Annotated in this window: 15 protein-coding genes; 11 read left to right on the top strand and 4 right to left on the bottom strand. The window is 73.8% G+C overall.

Annotated elements, in window-relative coordinates:
- Window positions 1-2: 2 nt before the first annotated feature.
- Together groL and ACQP12_RS29285 are read left to right on the top strand one after the other, a co-directional pair.
- Window positions 3-1,646 carry a chaperonin GroEL gene (groL, locus tag ACQP12_RS29290; RefSeq protein ID WP_433283392.1) on the top strand — a complete coding sequence of 548 codons (1,644 nt, stop codon included), beginning with the start codon at window positions 3-5 and terminating at the stop codon, window positions 1,644-1,646.
- Window positions 1,647-1,770: 124 nt separating this feature from the next.
- Window positions 1,771-3,447: a molybdopterin-dependent oxidoreductase gene (locus ACQP12_RS29285; protein ID WP_433283391.1), complete on the top strand. Its 1,677-nt coding sequence runs from the start codon at window positions 1,771-1,773 to the stop codon at window positions 3,445-3,447.
- Between the two features lie 366 nt (window positions 3,448-3,813).
- Here the strand turns inward: ACQP12_RS29285 and ACQP12_RS29280 are convergent, their stop codons facing one another.
- Complete coding sequence (locus ACQP12_RS29280; protein ID WP_357938651.1) at window positions 3,814-4,197, bottom strand: WhiB family transcriptional regulator; 384 nt, start codon at window positions 4,195-4,197, stop codon at window positions 3,814-3,816.
- 256 nt (window positions 4,198-4,453) lie between these two features.
- On the opposite strand from ACQP12_RS29280, the gene ACQP12_RS29275 reads away from it, so the two are divergent.
- Window positions 4,454-5,269: a helix-turn-helix transcriptional regulator gene (locus tag ACQP12_RS29275; RefSeq protein WP_357938649.1), complete on the top strand. Its 816-nt coding sequence runs from the start codon at window positions 4,454-4,456 to the stop codon at window positions 5,267-5,269.
- Between the two features lie 9 nt (window positions 5,270-5,278).
- On the opposite strand, the gene ACQP12_RS29270 is transcribed toward ACQP12_RS29275, so the two are convergent.
- Window positions 5,279-5,683, bottom strand: a complete 405-nt coding sequence (locus ACQP12_RS29270; protein ID WP_357938647.1) for a DUF5319 domain-containing protein — start codon at window positions 5,681-5,683, stop codon at window positions 5,279-5,281.
- A gap of 197 nt (window positions 5,684-5,880) precedes the next feature.
- Here ACQP12_RS29270 and guaB point away from each other — a divergent pair, with 197 nt between their 5' ends.
- The 4 genes from guaB (at window position 5,881) to ACQP12_RS29250 (ending at window position 11,609) form a co-directional block, all read left to right on the top strand.
- Complete coding sequence (gene guaB / locus ACQP12_RS29265; protein ID WP_357938644.1) at window positions 5,881-7,443, top strand: IMP dehydrogenase; 1,563 nt, start codon at window positions 5,881-5,883, stop codon at window positions 7,441-7,443.
- 30 nt (window positions 7,444-7,473) lie between these two features.
- Entirely contained in the window at window positions 7,474-8,592 is a 1,119-nt protein-coding gene (locus ACQP12_RS29260; RefSeq protein WP_357938642.1) for a GuaB3 family IMP dehydrogenase-related protein, read from the top strand.
- A gap of 73 nt (window positions 8,593-8,665) precedes the next feature.
- A complete protein-coding gene (locus ACQP12_RS29255; protein ID WP_433283390.1) occupies window positions 8,666-10,060 on the top strand; it encodes a M1 family metallopeptidase in 1,395 nt (464 codons plus the stop codon).
- Between the two features lie 91 nt (window positions 10,061-10,151).
- Window positions 10,152-11,609, top strand: coding sequence for a M1 family metallopeptidase (locus tag ACQP12_RS29250; protein ID WP_433283389.1), 1,458 nt, complete (start codon window positions 10,152-10,154; stop codon window positions 11,607-11,609).
- A gap of 1 nt (window position 11,610) precedes the next feature.
- Here ACQP12_RS29250 and ACQP12_RS29245 read toward each other — a convergent pair whose 3' ends face one another.
- On the bottom strand, window positions 11,611-12,723 hold the full coding sequence (locus tag ACQP12_RS29245) for an LCP family protein (protein WP_433283388.1): 1,113 nt from the start codon (window positions 12,721-12,723) through the stop codon (window positions 11,611-11,613).
- A gap of 142 nt (window positions 12,724-12,865) precedes the next feature.
- On the opposite strand from ACQP12_RS29245, the gene ACQP12_RS29240 reads away from it, so the two are divergent.
- The gene (locus ACQP12_RS29240) at window positions 12,866-14,563 is read left to right on the top strand and encodes an FAD-dependent oxidoreductase (RefSeq protein WP_433283387.1); all 1,698 of its coding nucleotides are present in this window, start codon (window positions 12,866-12,868) and stop codon (window positions 14,561-14,563) included.
- Between the two features lie 68 nt (window positions 14,564-14,631).
- The gene (gene guaA / locus ACQP12_RS29235) at window positions 14,632-16,185 is read left to right on the top strand and encodes a glutamine-hydrolyzing GMP synthase (RefSeq protein ID WP_433283386.1); all 1,554 of its coding nucleotides are present in this window, start codon (window positions 14,632-14,634) and stop codon (window positions 16,183-16,185) included.
- 7 nt (window positions 16,186-16,192) lie between these two features.
- On the opposite strand, the gene ACQP12_RS29230 is transcribed toward guaA, so the two are convergent.
- Window positions 16,193-16,573: a PspC domain-containing protein gene (locus tag ACQP12_RS29230; protein WP_433283385.1), complete on the bottom strand. Its 381-nt coding sequence runs from the start codon at window positions 16,571-16,573 to the stop codon at window positions 16,193-16,195.
- Window positions 16,574-16,717: 144 nt separating this feature from the next.
- Here ACQP12_RS29230 and ACQP12_RS29225 point away from each other — a divergent pair, with 144 nt between their 5' ends.
- Window positions 16,718-17,665, top strand: a complete 948-nt coding sequence (locus ACQP12_RS29225) for an NUDIX hydrolase (RefSeq protein ID WP_433283384.1) — start codon at window positions 16,718-16,720, stop codon at window positions 17,663-17,665.
- A 145-nt stretch (window positions 17,666-17,810) separates the two neighbouring features.
- Window positions 17,811-18,722 carry an NUDIX domain-containing protein gene (locus ACQP12_RS29220; protein WP_433289509.1) on the top strand — a complete coding sequence of 304 codons (912 nt, stop codon included), beginning with the start codon at window positions 17,811-17,813 and terminating at the stop codon, window positions 18,720-18,722.
- Window positions 18,723-18,732 lie beyond the last annotated feature (10 nt).

Below are 18,732 nucleotides of genomic sequence, written 5' to 3'. Positions count from 1 at the left end.
AGATGGCGAAGATCCTGAGCTTCTCGGACGACGCCCGGCACCTGCTGGAGCACGGTGTCAACGCCCTCGCGGACGCGGTCAAGGTCACTCTCGGCCCGCGCGGGCGCAACGTCGTCCTGGACAAGAAGTTTGGTGCGCCCACGATCACCAATGACGGCGTGACGATCGCCAAGGAGATCGAGCTCACCAACCCGTACGAGAACCTCGGCGCGCAGCTGGTCAAGGAGGTGGCGACCAAGACCAACGACGTCGCCGGCGACGGGACCACCACCGCGACCGTGCTGGCCCAGGCCATGGTCCGCGAGGGCCTGCGCAACGTGGCCGCCGGGGCCAACCCGACCGGCCTCAAGCGGGGCGTCGACGCGGCGGCCGCCAAGGTCTCCGAGGCGCTGCTCGGCCGGGCCGTCGAGGTGGCCGACAAGGAGTCGATCGCGCACGTCGCGACGATCTCCGCGCAGGACAGCACCATCGGCGAGCTGATCGCCGAGGCGATGGAGCGGGTCGGCCGCGACGGTGTCATCACCGTCGAGGAGGGCTCTGCTCTGATCACCGAGCTGGAGGTGACCGAGGGTCTCCAGTTCGACAAGGGCTTCATCTCGCCGAATTTCGTCACCGACGTGGAGGGGCAGGAGTCGGTCCTGGAGGACCCGTACATCCTGATCACCACGCAGAAGATCTCGGCGATCGAGGAGCTGCTGCCGCTGCTGGAGAAGGTTCTCCAGAACAACAAGCCGCTGCTCATCATCGCCGAGGACGTCGAGGGCCAGGCCCTGTCCACGCTGGTGGTCAACGCGATCCGCAAGACCATCAAGGTCTGCGCCGTGAAGGCCCCCGGCTTCGGCGACCGCCGCAAGGCGATGCTCCAGGACATGGCGATCCTGACCGGCGCCGAGCTGGTCGCCCCGGAGCTGGGCTACAAGCTCGACCAGGTCGGCCTGGAGGTGCTCGGCACCGCCCGTCGCGTCGTGGTCGACAAGGAGAACACCACGGTCGTCGACGGTGGCGGCCAGGCCGCCGAGGTCGCCGACCGGGTCGCCCAGATCCGCAAGGAGATCGAGGCCTCCGACTCCGAGTGGGACCGGGAGAAGCTGGCCGAGCGGCTGGCGAAGCTCTCCGGTGGCATCGCGGTGATCAAGGTCGGCGCGGCCACCGAGGTCGAGATGAAGGAGCGCAAGCACCGCATCGAGGACGCCATCGCCGCGACCAAGGCCGCGGTCGAGGAGGGCACGGTCCCGGGTGGCGGCGCCGCCCTGGCCCAGATCCTGCCGGTGCTCGACGACGACCTGGGCTTCACCGGCGACGAGAAGGTCGGCGTCTCGATCGTGCGCAAGGCGCTGGTCGAGCCGCTGCGCTGGATCGCGCAGAACGCCGGCCACGATGGCTACGTCGTGGTGCAGAAGGTCGCCGGCAAGGAGTGGGGCAACGGCCTCGACGCCGCCACCGGCGAGTTCGTCGACCTGGTCAAGGCCGGCATCCTCGACCCGGTGAAGGTGACCCGCAACGCGGTGACCAACGCCGCCTCGATCGCCGGCCTGCTGCTCACCACCGAGAGCCTGGTGGTGGAGAAGCCGGAGAAGGCCGAGCCGGCCGACGCCGGTCACGGCCACGGCCACGGGCACGGCCACCAGCACGGCCCGGGCTTCTGATCCCGAGCCGTACGGCCTGACGTCAGGGCACACCGCCAGCCGGCGGTGTGCCCTGACCCGTATCTGCTTACGGAACGCTGACGAGGTTGGCGGTCGCCCGCTCCGACCGACGACACTGGTCGCCGTGAGCAACATGTCGCGCGGTCGAGCCGCGCTGGCCGGGGTGACCGCCGCGGCCGTCGCGATCGGCGTCGCCGAACCGGTGGCCGTCCTCACCGGCCCCCGGTCCGCCCCGCTCATCGCGGTCGGCGGGCTGGTCGTCGACGTGGTGCCGGAGCCGCTCAAGCAGTTCGCCATCGCGGTCTTCGGCACGTACGACAAGATCGCCCTCCTGGTCGGCTCGGCGGGGCTGCTGGCCGCGATCGCGGCGCTGATCGGCGTGCTGGCGGCCCGGCGGCTCCGGATCGGCCTGGCCGGCATCGCCGCGTTCGCCGCCCTCGGGGTGGCCGCCGCGCTCAGCCGGGCCGGCGCGAACGCCTTCGACGCGCTGCCTTCCCTGGTCGGCGGCCTGCTGGGGGCCCTGACGCTGTGGGCCTTCGTGGCGGGTCCGCTCGGAGAGGGCGCCGGGCCGCGGCCCTCGCCGGCCGCGCCGGAGCCAGGGCCGTCCGCATCCGCGCCGTCCGCACCCACGCCCTCCGCGCCGAAGCCACCCGCGCCCGAGCCGCCGCCGGCCGTCGCCGCGCTCGCGCGGGACGAGACTCCAGCCGGGTGGGAGCCGCTCGACGGCGGCGACCACGAGTCGCGCCGCCGGTTCCTGCGTGGCGTCGGCCTGCTGGCCGGCACGGCGGCGGTGGCCGGGCTCGGCGGGCACTGGCTGGCCGGGCGGCGGGGCGTCTCGGCGGCCCGCGAGGCGGTGCGGCTGCCCGCCCCGGCGGCGCCCGCCCCACCGGTGCCGGCGGGCGCCGACCTGTCCGTGAGCCGGCTCGCCCCCTTCGTCACCCCGAACCGGGAGTTCTACCGGATCGACACCGCGCTGGTGGTGCCGCAGGTCGACCCGGCGACCTGGCGGCTGCGCATCCACGGCCGGGTACGCAAACCGATCGAGCTGAGCTTCGACGACCTGCTCGCCCGGCCGATGGTCGAGCGCTACGTCACCCTGGCCTGCGTCTCCAACGAGGTGGGTGGGGACCTCATCGGCAACGCCCGCTGGCTGGGCGTGCCGATCCGAGAACTGCTGGACGAGGTCGAGCCGGAGGAGGGAGCGGACCAGGTGGTCGGCCGTTCGGTCGACGGCTGGACCTGCGGCACCCCCACGGCGGTGCTGCGGGACGGGCGGGACGCGCTGCTCGCGGTCGGGATGAACGGCGAGCCCCTGCCGGTCGAGCACGGCTTCCCGGCACGGGTGGTGGTGCCCGGCCTCTACGGGTACGTCTCGGCCTGCAAGTGGGTGACCGAACTGGAGCTGACCAGCTTCGCCGACTTCGACGCGTACTGGGTGCCGCGCGGGTGGTCGGCACAGGGGCCGATCAGGACGCAGTCCCGGATCGACACGCCGCGCCGGCGCAACCCGCTCACCGCCGGCCCGGTCACGGTCGCCGGGGTGGCCTGGGCGCAGCACCGGGGCATCCGCAAGGTCGAGGTACGCGTCGACGGCGGCCCCTGGCGGGAGGCCACCCTGGCCCCGACCGTCTCGGTGGACACCTGGGTGCAGTGGTCGTGGCGGTGGGACGCCACCCCGGGCGACCACACGCTCCAGGTCCGGGCCACTGACGCCTCCGGGGAGACGCAGCCGGAGCAGCGGCGCCCGGTCGCACCGGACGGCGCCACCGGCTGGCACACCGTCCCCGTCAAGGTCGGCTGATCCGCGCCCCCTCAACGCTGTGACAGGGCGGCCACGGTGAACCCGCCGACGCGCGGCCCCGCGGTCACCGCCCGACGGGTCGGCAGGGTCCTCGTCGCACGCTACGAACTTGATGTCGTGAACGACTCAGACGCGCGGACATCCACTCCACCGGCGGACTCATCGACGTCATCAGGTTCGTAGGACGGCGGGCGTGGTCGTCCCGGTCGGGCGAGTCACCTACGTCATCAAGTTCGTAGTCTCCGGCAGGTCCTCCGGGGCCGGCAGCGGGGCAGGGCGGATGACGCCGGCAGGACCGCTCGCCGGTGACGCGGCGACGCCGCGCCCCGGGAGAGGAGCGCGGCGTCGCGGTGGTCGGGGTCGCCGTCAGGCGATCTTGCGCTGGTCCGGGACGGCGGACTTGTGCGGCCGGCCGAGGCGGGCCTCCAGCCGGGCGACGTCCACCCGGGCCTGCCGGCGGTCGGCCAGGTCCTCCCAGCCGAGGGCCAGCAGCCGCAGCCGCTCCGACTCGCTGAAGCCGCCCCACACGCCGTAGGGCTCGCGGACCGAGAGGGCGTGCGCGGCGCACTCGGCGCGCACCGGGCAGGCGCGGCAGACGGCCTTGGCGCCGGACTCGCGGCGCAGCCGCGACGAGCCGCGCTCGCCGTCCGGGTGGAAGAACTGCGCGCTGTCCCGGCCGCGGCAGGCACCGAGCCGCTGCCAGTCCCAGAGGTCGACAATGGGTCCGGGCAGCCTGCGTACGTTCGACATCAGCACCCCTCCTCCCGCGCGGCACCGCGGAGAATCTTCGTGGCCAGCTCCTACCGGTGCGGTGGTCCGCGCGGGACACCGTCTCCGGAGTGACCCCTCGGTACCCGGGCTTTCCCGCGCTCACACATCTGTGATCGAAAACCTCGGACAGTTGGCGGCATATGCCCCATCTGCCGGAAAAGTTCGGATGATTGCCCGGAACCTCCTCCCGAGCACACCCCGTCGTGGTCTGCTCTGAGTCGGAGAGGAGACCACTGTGCGTAGCGTTCTCGTGTGCGTTCGGACACCACTCGCGGCCCAGCATTTGACCTCCGCGGCGGCGCGGCTCGGGCTGTCCGGCGTGCTCCGGACGGCCGTCTCCGATCCCGAGGTGATGCTGCGGCTCGCCGAGCGCCAGGTCGACGTGGTGCTCGCCGACACCGCCCTCACCCGGCCGGACAGCGCCGGCTTCGTCCGCCGGGTGCTCGCCCGCGCCCCGCAGGCCACCGTGCTGCTGCTCGGCGCCGAGGAGTCGGAGGCCGCCGCGGCCACCATCAGCGCCGGGGCGCGGGGCCTCATCCAGAATGCCGACCACGACCTGACCAGCGCGGTTGCCAAGGCGCTGCTGCTGCTCTCGGCCCCCGGGCGCACGAACCGGCACCGGGTCACCGACCCGGCCCGGGACGCCGCGGCGGTCGGTGGGCCGGCCCGGTCGGCCGCGCCGGGGCGTACTCCCGCGGGGGCCGCGTGGCCGGCGGGGTCGGCGGAGGGTCCCGGTGGAGGGCCCACGGTGGTCCCGGTGCAGCGCGGCGAGGACCCGGCCGACCCGGCGGCGGCCGAGGCGGAGCCCGCGCCGGCGGGTGGCCCGCAGCGACCGGCGCGCACCCCGCGCAGCGCCATCGGCCTCACGGAGCGTGAGCTTCAGGTGCTGCTCGGCATGGCCGAGGGGAAGAGCAACGCGGAGATCGGGCGGGAGCTGTTCGTCTCGGAGGACACCGTCAAGACGCACGCCCGCCGGCTGTTCCGCAAGCTCGGCGCGCGCGACCGGGCGCACGCCGTGGCCGCCGGCTTCCGGGCCGGCCTGGTCGCCTGAGCCGGCCGCTCACTCCTCGGCGGAGTCGTCGGTGCCCTCGGTGAGGGTGTCGTGCACGCCGTCGGCGTAGCCGCGGGCGTAGTCCCAGCTCACGTAGTGGTCGGGGTCGGGGTCGTAGGCCGGCTCGTGCACCCGGGGCCGCCCCGAGTCGAGCAGGTGGCGCAGGTTGCCGCGGAGGAGGTCCCAGTCGAAGTAGTGCGGCTCCCGACAGTCCTCGCACTCGATGACCAGGCCGCGGACACCGATCGGCTGCAGCAGGGCCTGGTAGATCTCCAGGTCGGCAAGATCCTCAAGGACGTCCTGCCGCTCGACCTCGGTCAGCGGGTCGAGCGCGTCGTCCTCGCGCGGGTCGTGCAGACCGGCAGCCGGATCGGCCGGGTCGCCGTTGAACGGGTCGATGGGCTCGTCGTGCACCCCCTCACCGTAGTCCCCGACCCACCGGAAAGTCCGCCCCCGGGACTCCCTGTGGCGCCGCCTACCCCGGCCCGCCGCTGCCGGGGGCGGACCAGCTCAATGGGTACGATGAAGCGACGCGCCGTCATGCCGGCGTGCGCCGGTGCCCGCGCGCGCCGCCTCGCTGCAGCCCGTCCGACCAGCTCAGGGGAGCAATCGTGGAGAATTCGCCCAGCACCGAGATCCCGGCCGGCCGCGACGGCGGTGAGCTGGGCGGTCACCTGCCCGAGCTGCCCGCCGGCTCGGCCCGGGTGGTGCCGCTCGGGTTGACCTTCGACGACGTGCTCCTCCAGCCGGGCGAGTCGGACGTGGTGCCGAGCCGGGTGAACACCCGCACCCGGCTCACCCGCAACGTCGAGCTGACCATCCCGTTGCTCTCCAGCGCCATGGACACGGTCACCGAGGCGCGCATGGCGATCGCCATGGCCCGGCAGGGCGGCATCGGCGTGCTGCACCGCAACCTCTCCGTCGAGGACCAGGCGCTCCAGGTCGACCTGGTCAAGCGCTCCGAGTCCGGCATGATCACCAACCCGGTGACCGCCAGCCCGGACGACACCCTGCGCGAGGTCGACGCGCTCTGCGGGCGCTACCGGATCTCGGGCGTCCCCGTGGTCGACGGGCAGGGCCAGCTGGTCGGCATCGTGACCAACCGCGACATGCGCTTCGTCTCCGACCCGGCCACGCCGGTCCGCGACATCATGACCCGGACCCCGCTGATCACCGCCCGGGTCGGGGTGAGCAAGGACGAGGCGCTGGGTCTGCTGCGCCAGCACAAGGTCGAGAAGCTGCCGATCGTCGACGAGTCCGGGAAGCTGCGCGGGCTCATCACGGTCAAGGACTTCACCAAGAGCGAGCAGTACCCGGACGCCACCAAGGACGACGCCGGCCGGCTCCGGGTGGCCGCCGCGATCGGCGTGGGCGAGGACGCGTACAAGCGGGCCCGGACCCTGGTCGACGCGGGTGTCGACGTGGTGATCGTGGATACCGCGCACGGCCACCAGCGAGCCGTGCTGGAGATGGTCGCCCGCCTCAAGAAGGACGTCGCCGTCGACATCGTCGGCGGCAACATCGCCACCTACGCCGGCGCGAAGGCGCTGGTCGACGCGGGCGCCGACGGCGTCAAGGTGGGCGTCGGCCCGGGCGCCATCTGCACCACCCGCATCGTCGCCGGGGTCGGCGTACCGCAGATCACGGCCATCATGGAGGCCGCCCGGGCGGCCCGTCCGGCCGGCGTCCCGGTGATCGGCGACGGCGGCATCCAGTACTCGGGCGACATCGCCAAGGCCATGGTGGCCGGCGCCGACACCGTGATGCTCGGCGGCCTGCTCGCCGGCTGCGAGGAGAGCCCCGGCGAGCTGCTCTTCATCAACGGCAAGCAGTACAAGGCGTACCGGGGGATGGGTTCGCTCGGCGCGATGCAGTCCCGCGGCCAGGCCAAGTCGTACTCCAAGGACCGCTACTTCCAGCAGGACGTGACCAGCGACGAGAAGCTGGTCCCGGAGGGCGTCGAGGGCCAGGTGCCGTACCGGGGGCCGCTCGCCCAGGTCGCCCACCAGCTCGTCGGCGGGTTGCGGCTGGCGATGGGGTACGCCGGTGCCGAGAGCATCCCCGAGCTGCACCAGCGCGGCCAGCTCATCCGGATCACCGCGGCCGGCCTCAAGGAGAGCCACCCGCACGACATCCAGATGACCGTCGAGGCGCCCAACTACCACTCCCGCTGACCCACCACCCCCAACCACCTGGAGTCCCCCATGCGTGACGTGGTCGAGATCGGGCTGGGCAAGACCGCGCAGCGCGGCTACCACCTGGACGACATCGCCATCGTGCCGAGCCGCCGCACCCGGGACGTCGACGACGTCTCCACGGCGTGGCAGCTCGACGCCTACCAGTTCGGCATCCCGTGCGTCGGGCACCCCTCCGACGCGACCATGAGCCCCGCCTCGGCGGTGCGGCTCGGCCAGCTCGGCGGCCTCGGCGTGCTCAACGTCGAGGGGCTCTGGACCCGCTACGAGAACCCGGCCAAGGTGCTGGAGGAACTGGCCGGCCTGGACGAGGACGCCCGGGCCACCAAGCGGCTCCAGGAGGTCTACGCGGAGCCGATCCGACCCGACCTGATCGCCGAGCGGGTCCGCGAGCTGCGCGACGGCGGCGGCACGGTGGCCGTCCGGGTCTCCCCGCAGCACACCCTGGCGCTCGCCCCGGTGATCCTCGACGCCGGCGTGGACATCCTGGTCATCCAGGGCACCATCGTCTCCGCCGAGCACGTCTCCACCACGGACGAGCCGCTGAACCTCAAGGAGTTCATCGCCGACCTCGACCTGCCGGTCATCGTCGGCGGCTGCACCGACTACAAGACGGCGCTGCACCTCATGCGCACCGGCGCGGCCGGCGTCATCGTCGGCATCGGCGGCGACGACTGGTCCACCACCGAGTCGGTGCTCGGCATCCGGGTGCCGATGGCCACCGCCATCGCCGACGCCGCGGCGGCCCGCCGCGACTACCTCGACGAGACCGGCGGCCGGTACGTGCACCTGATCGCCGACGGCGACATGCAGACCTCCGGCGACATCGCCAAGGCGCTCGGCTGCGGGGCGGACGCCGTGATGCTCGGCGAGCCGCTGTCGCTCTGCGAGGAGGCCCCGGCCGGCGGCGCCTGGTGGCACTCGGCCGCCAGCCACCCGTCGCTGCCGCGGGGCGCGTTCGAGGCGGCCGGTGAGCCGCTCGGCTCGATGGAGAAGCTGCTCTTCGGCCCGGCCGACGAGCCGGACGGCCAGCTCAACCTCTTCGGCGGGCTGCGCCGCGCGATGGCCAAGTGCGGCTACCGCGACCTCAAGGAGTTCCAGAAGGTGGGCCTCGTCCTCGACCGCTGACCTGGTGAGCGACGCGACGGCGCGGGTGGGCGTTCCGGTCCCACCCGCGCCGTCGCGCGTCTAGGCTCGGCGGATGACGCGGGGCCGGCGGTGGGGCGCGGCGGTGCTCGCCGTCGCGGTGCTGACCGGCGGCTGCACGGGGGACGACGACGGGCGGTTCCGCCCGGGCGCGGCGGACGTGGGCGACCCGTACGTGCCGGGGTCCGGCAACGGCGGCTACGACGTCGGGCACTACGCGCTGAAGGTGCGCTACGACCCGGCCGACGACCGGCTCACCGGCGAGGCCGTCCTGACCGCCACCGCCACCAGGGCCCTGTCCCGGTTCCAGCTCGACCTGGCCGGCCTGACCGTCGACCGGGTACGCGTCGACGGCGCCCCGGCGAAGCACCGGCGCGACGGCGCCGAGCTGGTCGTCACCCCGGCGCACGGCCTGCCCGCCGGGCAGCGGTTCAGCGTCGAGGTGACGTACGGCGGGGTGCCCGAGCCGCTGCCCAGCGCGGAGCTGGGCGACGGCGGCTTCCAGGCCACCGGGGACGGGGCGATCGCGCTGGGCCAGCCAGAGTCGGCGAGCACCTGGTACCCGGTCAACGACCACCCCTCCGACAAGGCCACCTACGAGATCGAGGTGACCGTCCCGGACGGGCTCGCCGCGCTGAGCAACGGGGTGCCGAGGGGGACCGCGAGCAGGGACGGCTGGACCACCTGGCGCTGGTCCGAGGCCAGCCCGATGGCCAGCTACCTGTCCACACTGGTGATCGGGAACTACCGGGTGGCGACGGGCACCCACGCCGGGAAACCGATGATCACGGCCGTCGCCGCCACGCTGCCGGCTGACGGGCCGGCCGCCGCGTCGGTGGCCCGCACCGGCGAGATCGCCGACTTCCTGGCCGGCCGTTTCGGGCCGTACCCGTTCGACGCGTACGGCGGGATCGTGGTGGCCGACGACCGCATCCGGTACGCGCTGGAGACCCAGTCCCGGCCGGTCTACGGGCCCGGCTTCTTCCGTGGCACCCGCCCGAACACGGAGGTCGTCGCGCACGAGCTGGCCCACCAGTGGTTCGGTGACAGCGTCTCGGTGGCCCGGTGGAGCGACCTCTGGCTCAACGAGGGCTTCGCCACGTACGCGGAATGGCTCTGGGTGGAGCACGACGGCGGGCGCGCCGTCGAGCGGGCCTTCACCGACCGGTACGCGGTCACCGACTGGAGCAAGCCCACGGTGGACCCGGGCCGCGCTGCGATGTTCGGCGACGCGGTCTACCAGCGTGGCGCGCTGGCCGTGCACGCGCTGCGCCGCGCGGTCGGCGACGCGACCTTCTTCCGCATCCTGCGCGGCTGGCTCGCCGAGCGCCGGAACGGCACCGCCACCACGGCCGACTTCATCGGGTACGCCGAGCGGACGGCCGGGAAGCCGTTGCGCCCCCTCTTCGACGCCTGGCTGATCGGCGCGAGCCCGCCGGCCCTGCCGTGACGCGGACGTGATCGATCCTGGGTAGGCTGCCGCGGGCGGAGCGGCCCCGGGCAGGGCCGCCACGGTACCTGCTCCGGGAGGGATCGAAGCGATGGCGCGGCGCGGCGGACGACGATGGCTCGGGCTGCTGCTCTGTGGAGCGTTGCTGCTCGCCGGCTGCGGTGCGACCGGATCGGACCGGGCGACGCCGGGGGTCACGGCGCCCAGCCCGACGGCCGAGCGCAGCTTCGCGCCCGGCGCGCCGGGCGCCGGCGACTCCTATTTCCCGAGCTACGGCAACGGCGGCTACGACGTCGCCCACTACACCGTCCAGGTGCGCTACGACCCGGCGACCGACCGGCTCACCGGCACCACCACGCTGCGGGCCACGGCGACCGCGAACCTGTCGGCGTTCAACCTGGACCTGGCCGGGCTGACGGTGCGGTCGGTCACCGTGGACGGAACCAGGGCCGGTCACAGCCGGTCCGGCGACGAGCTGGTCGTCACGCCGGCCACCGGCCTCACCTCCGGCAACGGGTTCGTCGCCGAGATCCGGTACGACGGCCAGCCGGCCGCCCTGGACAACGAGGTGCTCGGTGAGGGCGGCTGGCTGCACACCGCCGACGGCGCGATCGCGCTGGGCCAGCCGGAGTCGGCGAGCACCTGGTACCCGGTCAACGACCACCCCTCCGACAAGGCCACCTACGACTTCGAGATCACCGTGCCGAAGGGGCTCACCGCCGTCAGCAACGGGGTCCCGAAGGGGCGGAGCACCAAGGGCGGCTGGACGACCTGGCGTTGGTCCGAGGGCTCCCCGATGGCCAGTTACCTGACCATGGTGGCGATCGGGAAGTTCCGGGTCACCACCGGCGAGCACCGGGGACGGCCGGTGTACAGCGCGGTCACCACCCGGGTGGCGGAGGGCGCGCCGGACCGGTCGATCGCGCGGACCGTCGAGGTGGCCGACTACCTGGAGAGCATCTTCGGGCCGTACCCGTTCGACGCGTACGGCGGGGTGGTGGTCGCCGACGATCGGATCCGGTACGCGCTGGAGACGCAGGGCCGCCCCGTCTACTCGGCCGGGTTCTTCCGGCAGGGCGACAACACCGGCGTGGTCGCGCACGAGCTGGCCCACCAGTGGTACGGCGACAGCGTCTCCGTCCAGCGCTGGCAGGACATCTGGCTCAACGAGGGGCTGGCCACGTACGCCGAATGGCTCTGGGCCGAGCACGCCGGTGAGGCCACCGTCCAGCACACCTTCGAGCAGAAGTACGGGACCACGTCGAGCCAGGTCTGGCGTACGCCGCCGGGCAAGCCGGGGGTCGCGAACCTGTTCGGCCGGTCGGTCTACGAGCGGGGCGGGATGTCCGTGCACGCGCTGCGGGTGGCGGTCGGCGACAGCGCCTTCTTCACCATCCTGCGCACCTGGGCGGCGGAGAAGAAGAACGGCAACGCCACCACCGACGAGTTCGTGGCGCTGGCCGAGCGGGTCTCCGGCAAGAAGCTCGGCAAGCTCTTCGACGCCTGGCTCTACGGCACCGAGCGCCCGCCGACCCCGAAGCCGCTCTGAGTCAGTTCTTCACCCGCAGCGTGGGGTGCGCGGCCAGGAAGTCGTCGGCGCCGCCGCCCCGCAGCGCGGCGAGGAACTGCCGGCCCACCGGGCGCAGCTGCTCGCCTCGGTAGGACGCGCCGCTGCCCACCCCGTCGCCGGGGAGGCCGACCAGGACGAACTTCTCCGGCGGCAGGCCGCCCAGGGCGTACGCGAAGTCGACGAGCCGGCGGCCGCCGCCCACGTACACGAGGGTCTTGCCCAGCGCGGCGACCACCTGCTCGACCCGGTCCGGGTCGCGGGCCAGCCCCTGGTCGAGGATCTTCCGGGCCAGCGCCCGGATCAGCTGCTGCTGGTGCCGCTGCCGGGTGTAGTCGCCGCCGGCCGTGTAGCGCTGGCGGGCGTAGTCGAGCGCCTGCCAGCCGGTCAGGTGCCGGTTGCCGGGCTGGTAGACCATCTGCGGCCCGGTGTAGGTGCTGCCGGCCCGGTCCCGGTAGCGCCCGTCCGGCCGGCGGTGGATGGAGGCGACCCGCTGGTCGACGTAGAGGTCCACGCCGCCGAGGGTGTCGACCAGCTTGTCGAAACCGCCGAAGGTGATCACCGCGCCGGCGTCGATGCGCAGCCCGGTGTACCGGCTGACCGTGGTGCGCAGCAGCTCGTACCCCTGCGCCGTGCTGGGGTGCTTCTTGTCGCCGGGGACCCGGCTGCCGTAGCTCATGGCGTGCGTGAGCTTGGTGCGGCCGCCCCGGTAGCCGGCCTTCGGGTAGGCCGGGATGTCGACCACCAGGTCGCGGGGGAGCGAGAAGAGGTACGCGCGGTCCAGGCCGGCCGGCACGTGCAGCACCAGCACGGAGTCGGCGTGCGGCTCCCAGCCCGGCACGCTGATCCGGGTGTCCACCCCGACCAGCAGCAGGTTGAGCGGCCCCTTCAGGTCGGCGCCGGGCGGCGGGGTGGGGCTGGAGGTCACCGGGGTCGGGGTGGTCGGCGCGGCGGTGGAGGGGCTCGGGGTGCCCGGCCCGGCGACCGGGCCGGGCGACGGGCGGGAGACCAGCCGCGTGGTCACCACCGCGCCGGCGGCGACCAGCACCACGGCCACCAGGGCGGCCAATCCCAGCAGCAACCGTCGACGCGTCATCGTGGTCTCCTTCCCCCGTCTTCCACTCGACGCGCGACGGAGGGCTGTTGGTTGCGCGGGAATCCCGTGTCATCGAGCGCTCTGCATGATCTGCGAAAAACTCTCGCTGGCGCTATAGCTACCGGTCGGTAATGATGCGTGCATGCGGTACGACGTGGTCGTCATCGGGTCCGGTTTCGGCGGCAGCGTCACCGCGCTCCGGCTGGCCGAGAAGGGTTACACCGTCGGGGTCCTGGAGGCCGGCCGGCGCTTCGCCGACGAGGAGTTCCCCCGCACCTCCTGGCAGGCGCGGCGGTTCCTGTGGGCCCCGAAGCTCGGCTGTTACGGCCTCCAGCGCATCACCCTGCTCCGCTCGGCCGACCGGAAGGCCGGCGGCGGGGTGCTGGTGCTCGCCGGCGCCGGGGTGGGCGGCGGCTCGCTGGTCTACGCGAACACCCTCTACGAGCCGCTGGACGCCTTCTACGCCGACCCGCAGTGGCGGGACATCACCGACTGGCGCGACGAACTGGCCCGCCACTACGACCAGGCGAAGCGGATGCTCGGCGTCACCACGTACCCGGTGCACACCGCCGCGGACCGGGCCATGCGGGCGGTGGCCGAGCGGATGGGGGTGGGCCACACCTTCCACTCGACGCCGGTGGGCGTGCACATCGGCCGCCCCGGCGAGCGCGTGCCCGACCCGTACTTCGGCGGGGTCGGGCCGGACCGGACGGGGTGCAGCCACTGCGGCTCGTGCATGACCGGCTGCCGGCACGGCGCCAAGAACACCCTGGTCAAGAACTACCTCTGGCTGGCCGAGCGGCTCGGGGCACAGGTCCACCCGCTGACCACGGTGACCGCGGTACGCCCCGCCGGCGACGGCGGCTACGAGGTGCACACCGAGCGCACCGGCGCCTGGGCGCGCAAGCGCCGCCACGTGATCCACGCCGACCAGGTGGTCTTCGCGGCCGGCGCGCTGGGCACCCAGCGCCTGCTGCACGAGATGAAGGCGACCGGGGCGCTGCCCCACCTGTCGCCCCGGCTCGGCGAGCTGACCCGCACCAACTCGGAGGCCATCCTCGGCGCCTCGGTCGGGCCCGGCCAGGCCCGGCGGCGCGGTCTCGACTTCACCGAGGGGGTGGCGATCACCAGCTCGTTCCACCCCGATCCGCAGACCCACATCGAGCCGGTCCGCTACGGCCGGGGCTCCAACGCCATGGGGCTGCTCCAGTCGCTGCTCGTCGACGGCGGTCCGCGCCGGGTCCGGCGCTGGCTGGGCAGCATCGTCCGGCAACCCGGGCTGGCGGCCCGGATGCTCTCGGTGCGCGGCTGGTCCGAGCGCACCGTCATCGCCCTGGTCATGCAGTCGGCCGACAACTCGCTCACCACCCGCTACCGGCGGGGCCGGTTCGGCCGGCGGCTGGTCTCCGGCCCGGGGCACGGCGCGCCCAACCCGACCTGGATCCCGGCCGGCAACGAGGCGGTCCGGCTGCTCGCCGACGAGATCGACGGCACGCCCGGCGGGGCGGTCACCGAGCCGTTCAACATCCCGATGACCGCCCACATCCTGGGTGGCGCGGTGATCGGCGACGGCCCGGAGCGCGGGGTGATCGACCCGTACCACCGGGTGCACGGTCACCCGGGGCTGCACGTGGTGGACGGCGCGGCGGTTTCGGCGAACCTGGGCGTCAACCCGTCGCTGACGATCACCGCGCAGGCGGAGCGGGCCATGTCGTTCTGGCCCAACCGGGGGGAGGAGGACCCCCGGCCGCCGCTCGGCGCGCCCTACCGCCGGCTCGCCCCGGTGGCGCCGAAGCAGCCCGCCGTGCCGGCCCACGCCCCCGCCGCGCTGCGTCCCTGAGCGGTGCGGGACACGACACGGCGGGGCGCGGCCCGCCACGGCGGTGACTGTCGGTAGGGTTGCTGCACATGAGCACGCCTCGCCCCGTCCTCGTGGTGGACTTCGGAGCCCAGTACGCCCAGCTCATCGCGCGCCGCGTCCGCGAGGCGAAGGTCTACTCGGAGATCGTCCCGCATTCCATGCCGGTGTCCGAGATGCTGGCGAAGGACCCGGCCGCGATCATCCTGTCCGGCGGCCCGTCCAGCGTCTACGCGCCGGACGCCCCGCAGATCGACGCCGGGATGTTCGACGCCGGGGTGCCGGTCTTCGGCATCTGCTACGGCTTCCAGGCCATGGCGCAGGCGCTCGGCGGCACCGTGGCGCGCACCGGCAACCGCGAGTACGGCGGCACCCCGCTGCACGCCCGCCCCGAGGCCGGCGTGCTGCTCCGCGACCTCCCCGACGACCTGCCGGTGTGGATGAGCCACGGCGACTGCGTCACGGAGGCCCCGGTCGGCTTCGCGGTCACCGCCGAGTCGGCGGGCGCGCCCGTCGCCGCCTTCGAGGACCTGGCCGGCCGCCGGGCCGGGGTGCAGTTCCACCCGGAGGTCGGGCACACCGCGCACGGCCAGGAGATGCTGGCCCGCTTCCTGCACGACATCGCCGGCCTCGCGCCGACCTGGACGCCCGAGAACATCATCGACGAGCAGGTGGCCCGGATCCGGGCGCAGGTCGGCGACAAGGAGGTCATCTGCGGCCTGTCCGGCGGCGTCGACTCGGCGGTCGCCGCGGCGCTGGTGCACAAGGCCGTCGGCGACCAGCTCACCTGCGTCTTCGTGGACCACGGCCTGCTGCGCGCGGGTGAGGCCGAGCAGGTGGAGAAGGACTACGTCGCCGCCACCGGGATCAAGCTCAAGGTGGTCGACGCCCGCGAGCGGTTCCTCGGCGCGCTGGCCGGGGTGATCGACCCCGAGCAGAAGCGCAAGATCATCGGCCGGGAGTTCATCCGGGTCTTCGAGGCCGCCGCCCGGGAGATCGCCGCGCACGGCGACGTCGAGTTCCTGGTGCAGGGCACCCTCTACCCGGACGTCGTGGAGTCCGGCGGCGGCACCGGCACCGCCAACATCAAGAGCCACCACAACGTCGGCGGGCTGCCGGAGGACCTGAAGTTCGCCCTGGTCGAGCCGCTGCGCACGCTGTTCAAGGACGAGGTCCGCGCGCTCGGTCTGGAGCTGGGGCTGCCCGAGGCGATGGTCTGGCGGCACCCGTTCCCCGGCCCGGGCCTCGCCATCCGGATCATCGGCGCGGTCGACGAGGAGCGCCTCGCGGTGCTCCGCAAGGCCGACCTGATCGCCCGGCAGGAGCTCACCGCGGCCGGCCTCGACCGGGGCGTCTGGCAGTTCCCGGTGGTGCTCCTGGCCGACGTGCGCAGCGTCGGCGTGCAGGGCGACGGGCGCAGCTACGGGCATCCCGTGGTGCTGCGCCCGGTCTCCAGCGAGGACGCGATGACCGCCGACTGGTCCCGGCTGCCCTACGAGGTGGTGGCCCGGATCTCCACCCGGATCACCAACGAGGTCGCCGAGGTCAACCGGGTGGTCCTGGACGTGACCAGCAAGCCGCCGGGCACCATCGAGTGGGAGTGACGCCGGGTCAGGCCGCCGGCGGGACCGGCGGCATCGGCGGCATCGGCGGCTGAGGCGCCGGCCGGGGCGTCGGCGCCGGCGTGGCCGGCGCCGCGTGCGGCCCCGGGGCCGTCGGCGGGACGGGCGGCCAGCCGGGCGCGGTGCCCGGGGGGTGCGGCCACGCGGGCGCGCCCGCCGGCTCCTCGGGCATCAGGAACCACATGATCGGGTACGCCAGCGCGGCGATCCCGCCGGTGAGCACGGTGGCCACCGCGAAGGCCACCCGCACGAGGGTGGGGTCGACGGCGAAGTAGCGGCCGAGGCCGCTGGCCACGCCGGCCACCATGCGGTCGGTGACCGGCCGGCGGAGCTGCTTGTACGGGGCCTGGGAGGGGTTCGTGAAGGTCATGTGTCCACGGTCCCGCGCGGTCCGGCGGGCGACCTCGGTGACCGCCCGGACTCCTACCCTGACGCGTCCCTGAGGCGCCAGCCAAGAGTCAGGAATCTGACTCTTTTCGATGTCGGTCACGGCATCCGGGGAGAATTTCCTCCCGTGACCACCTTGCTGGAGCCGCTCCGCAGGATCGCGGCATACGCAGTTTGTGCTGATTCAGACGGCCGAGTGTTGCTGGTCCGCGCATCGGAGCGCTCCGGCACCCCCGGCACGTGGTCGCTGCCCGGCGGGGCGGTCGACCACGGTGAGGACCCCAAGCACACCGTCGTCCGGGAGACCGCCGCCGAGACCGGGCTCTCGGTCGCCGTCGCGGCCCTGCAGGACGTCCTCGCCGACATGCGGGCGCTGCCCGAGCGCGGCATCACGATCCACACCGACCGGCTGCTCTACACGGTGTCGGTGCGGGGCGGGACGCTCGCCGACCGGGTCGACCGCCCCACCGACCTGGCCCGCTGGTTCACCCTCGACGAGGCCCGGGAGCTGCCGCTGCGCTCGTTCGCCGCGCGCGCCCTGGGCCTGCCCACCTCCACCGACGACGTCGTGCCGGAGGAGGTCCCCGAGTTCCCCTCGTTCTACGCCGTCCCCGGCCCGGACGGGCTGCACCGGGCGCAGCGCTTCGCCGCGTACGCCGTGGTGACCGACCCGGAGGAGCGGGTGCTGCTCACCCGGGTCTCCGACGGCTACCCGGGCGCCGGCTGCTGGCACCTGCCCGGCGGCGGCACCGACTACGGCGAGCAGCCGGGCGCCGCGCTGATCCGGGAACTGGTCGAGGAGACCGGGCAGACCGGCCGCCTGGTCGAGCTGCTCGGGGTGGCCAGCCACCGCGACGCCGCCTCGCTCGGCCCGGAGGGTTACCCGATCGACTGGCACGGCGTACGCGCCTTCTACCGGGTGGTCGTCGACCAGCCCGCCCCGCCCACGGTGGCCGACGTCGGCGGCTCCACCTGCGAGGCCCGCTGGTTCCGCCGCGAGGAACTGGGCGCCCTCCCCACCGACCGCCTGACAGAGGTAACAGCCGAAGCCGTCCACGCGGCCCACCTCCTCTAACCCCACCCCACCCCCCCACCCACCCCCGGCCCCCCGGCCCCCGCTCGGTGATCATGAAGTTATTGCCAGGACACGCCGATCCGGCGGGCAATAAGTTCATGATCGACGGGGTGAGTGGACGAGGGGACGAGGGGAGCGGGTGCGGGTGCGGGAGCGGCGGCGGATCGGGGCTTACGGGGTGCTGCGTGACGGCGGCGGGCGGGTGTTGCTGGCGCGGGGGTCGGAACGCGGCCCGTACCCGGGGGTGTGGCAGTTGCCGGGGGGTGGGATCGAGCACGCCGAGCACCCGGCGCGGGCCGTCGAGCGCGAGTTCGCCGAGGAGACCGGGCTGGCCGTCGCGGCGGGCCGGGTCCGGGCGGCGGTCGCCGACGTGGCCGTCTTTCCGTCCGACGGTGTCGCGATGCACACCGACCGGCTGATCTTCGAGGTCGAGGTGCGCGGCGGTGACCTGCGACCGGAGGTGACCGGCGGCAGCGACGAGCTGGGCTGGTTCACCCCGGACGAGGCGGCGGCCGTGCCGCTGATGCCGTTCACCGCCGAGCTGCTCGGGGTGCCGGTGTCGCCCCTGCCCGCGGGCCTGCCCCGGGAGCTGCCCCCCGGTCCCGTCGCCCCGGACGCCGACCGGCGGCAGCGCTTCGCCGCGTACGGGCTGGTCACCGACCCGGCCGGGCGGGTGCTGCTCACCATGATCGCCGACGACTACCCGGGCGCCGGGAGCTGGCACCTGCCCGGCGGGGGGACCGACCACGGCGAGCAGCCGGCCGCCGGCCTGCTCCGCGAACTGGTCGAGGAGGCCGGCCAGCTCGGCCGGGTGGTCGACCTGCTGGCCGTCAACAACCTGCACAACCCGGCGGCGCTCGGTCCGGAGGGGCGGCCGCTGGACTGGCACGGCGTACGGGTGGTCTATCGCGTCCGGGTGGATGCTCCGACCGAGGCCGTGGTGACCGAGCTCGCGGGCGGCTCCACGGCGCGCGCCGCCTGGTTCGCGCCGGACCAGGTCAGCGGCCTGCGGATGACCGAGGTGGCCGCCCGGGCAACCGGACATCGGGGTAGGTGACACCCGCTCG

The organism is Micromonospora sp. CA-244673, from assembly GCF_050948395.1.
Taxonomy (GTDB): Bacteria; Actinomycetota; Actinomycetes; order Mycobacteriales; family Micromonosporaceae; genus Micromonospora.
Note: the sequence above shows the minus strand (reverse complement) of the source record. Positions and strands in the feature narration are given on the sequence as shown.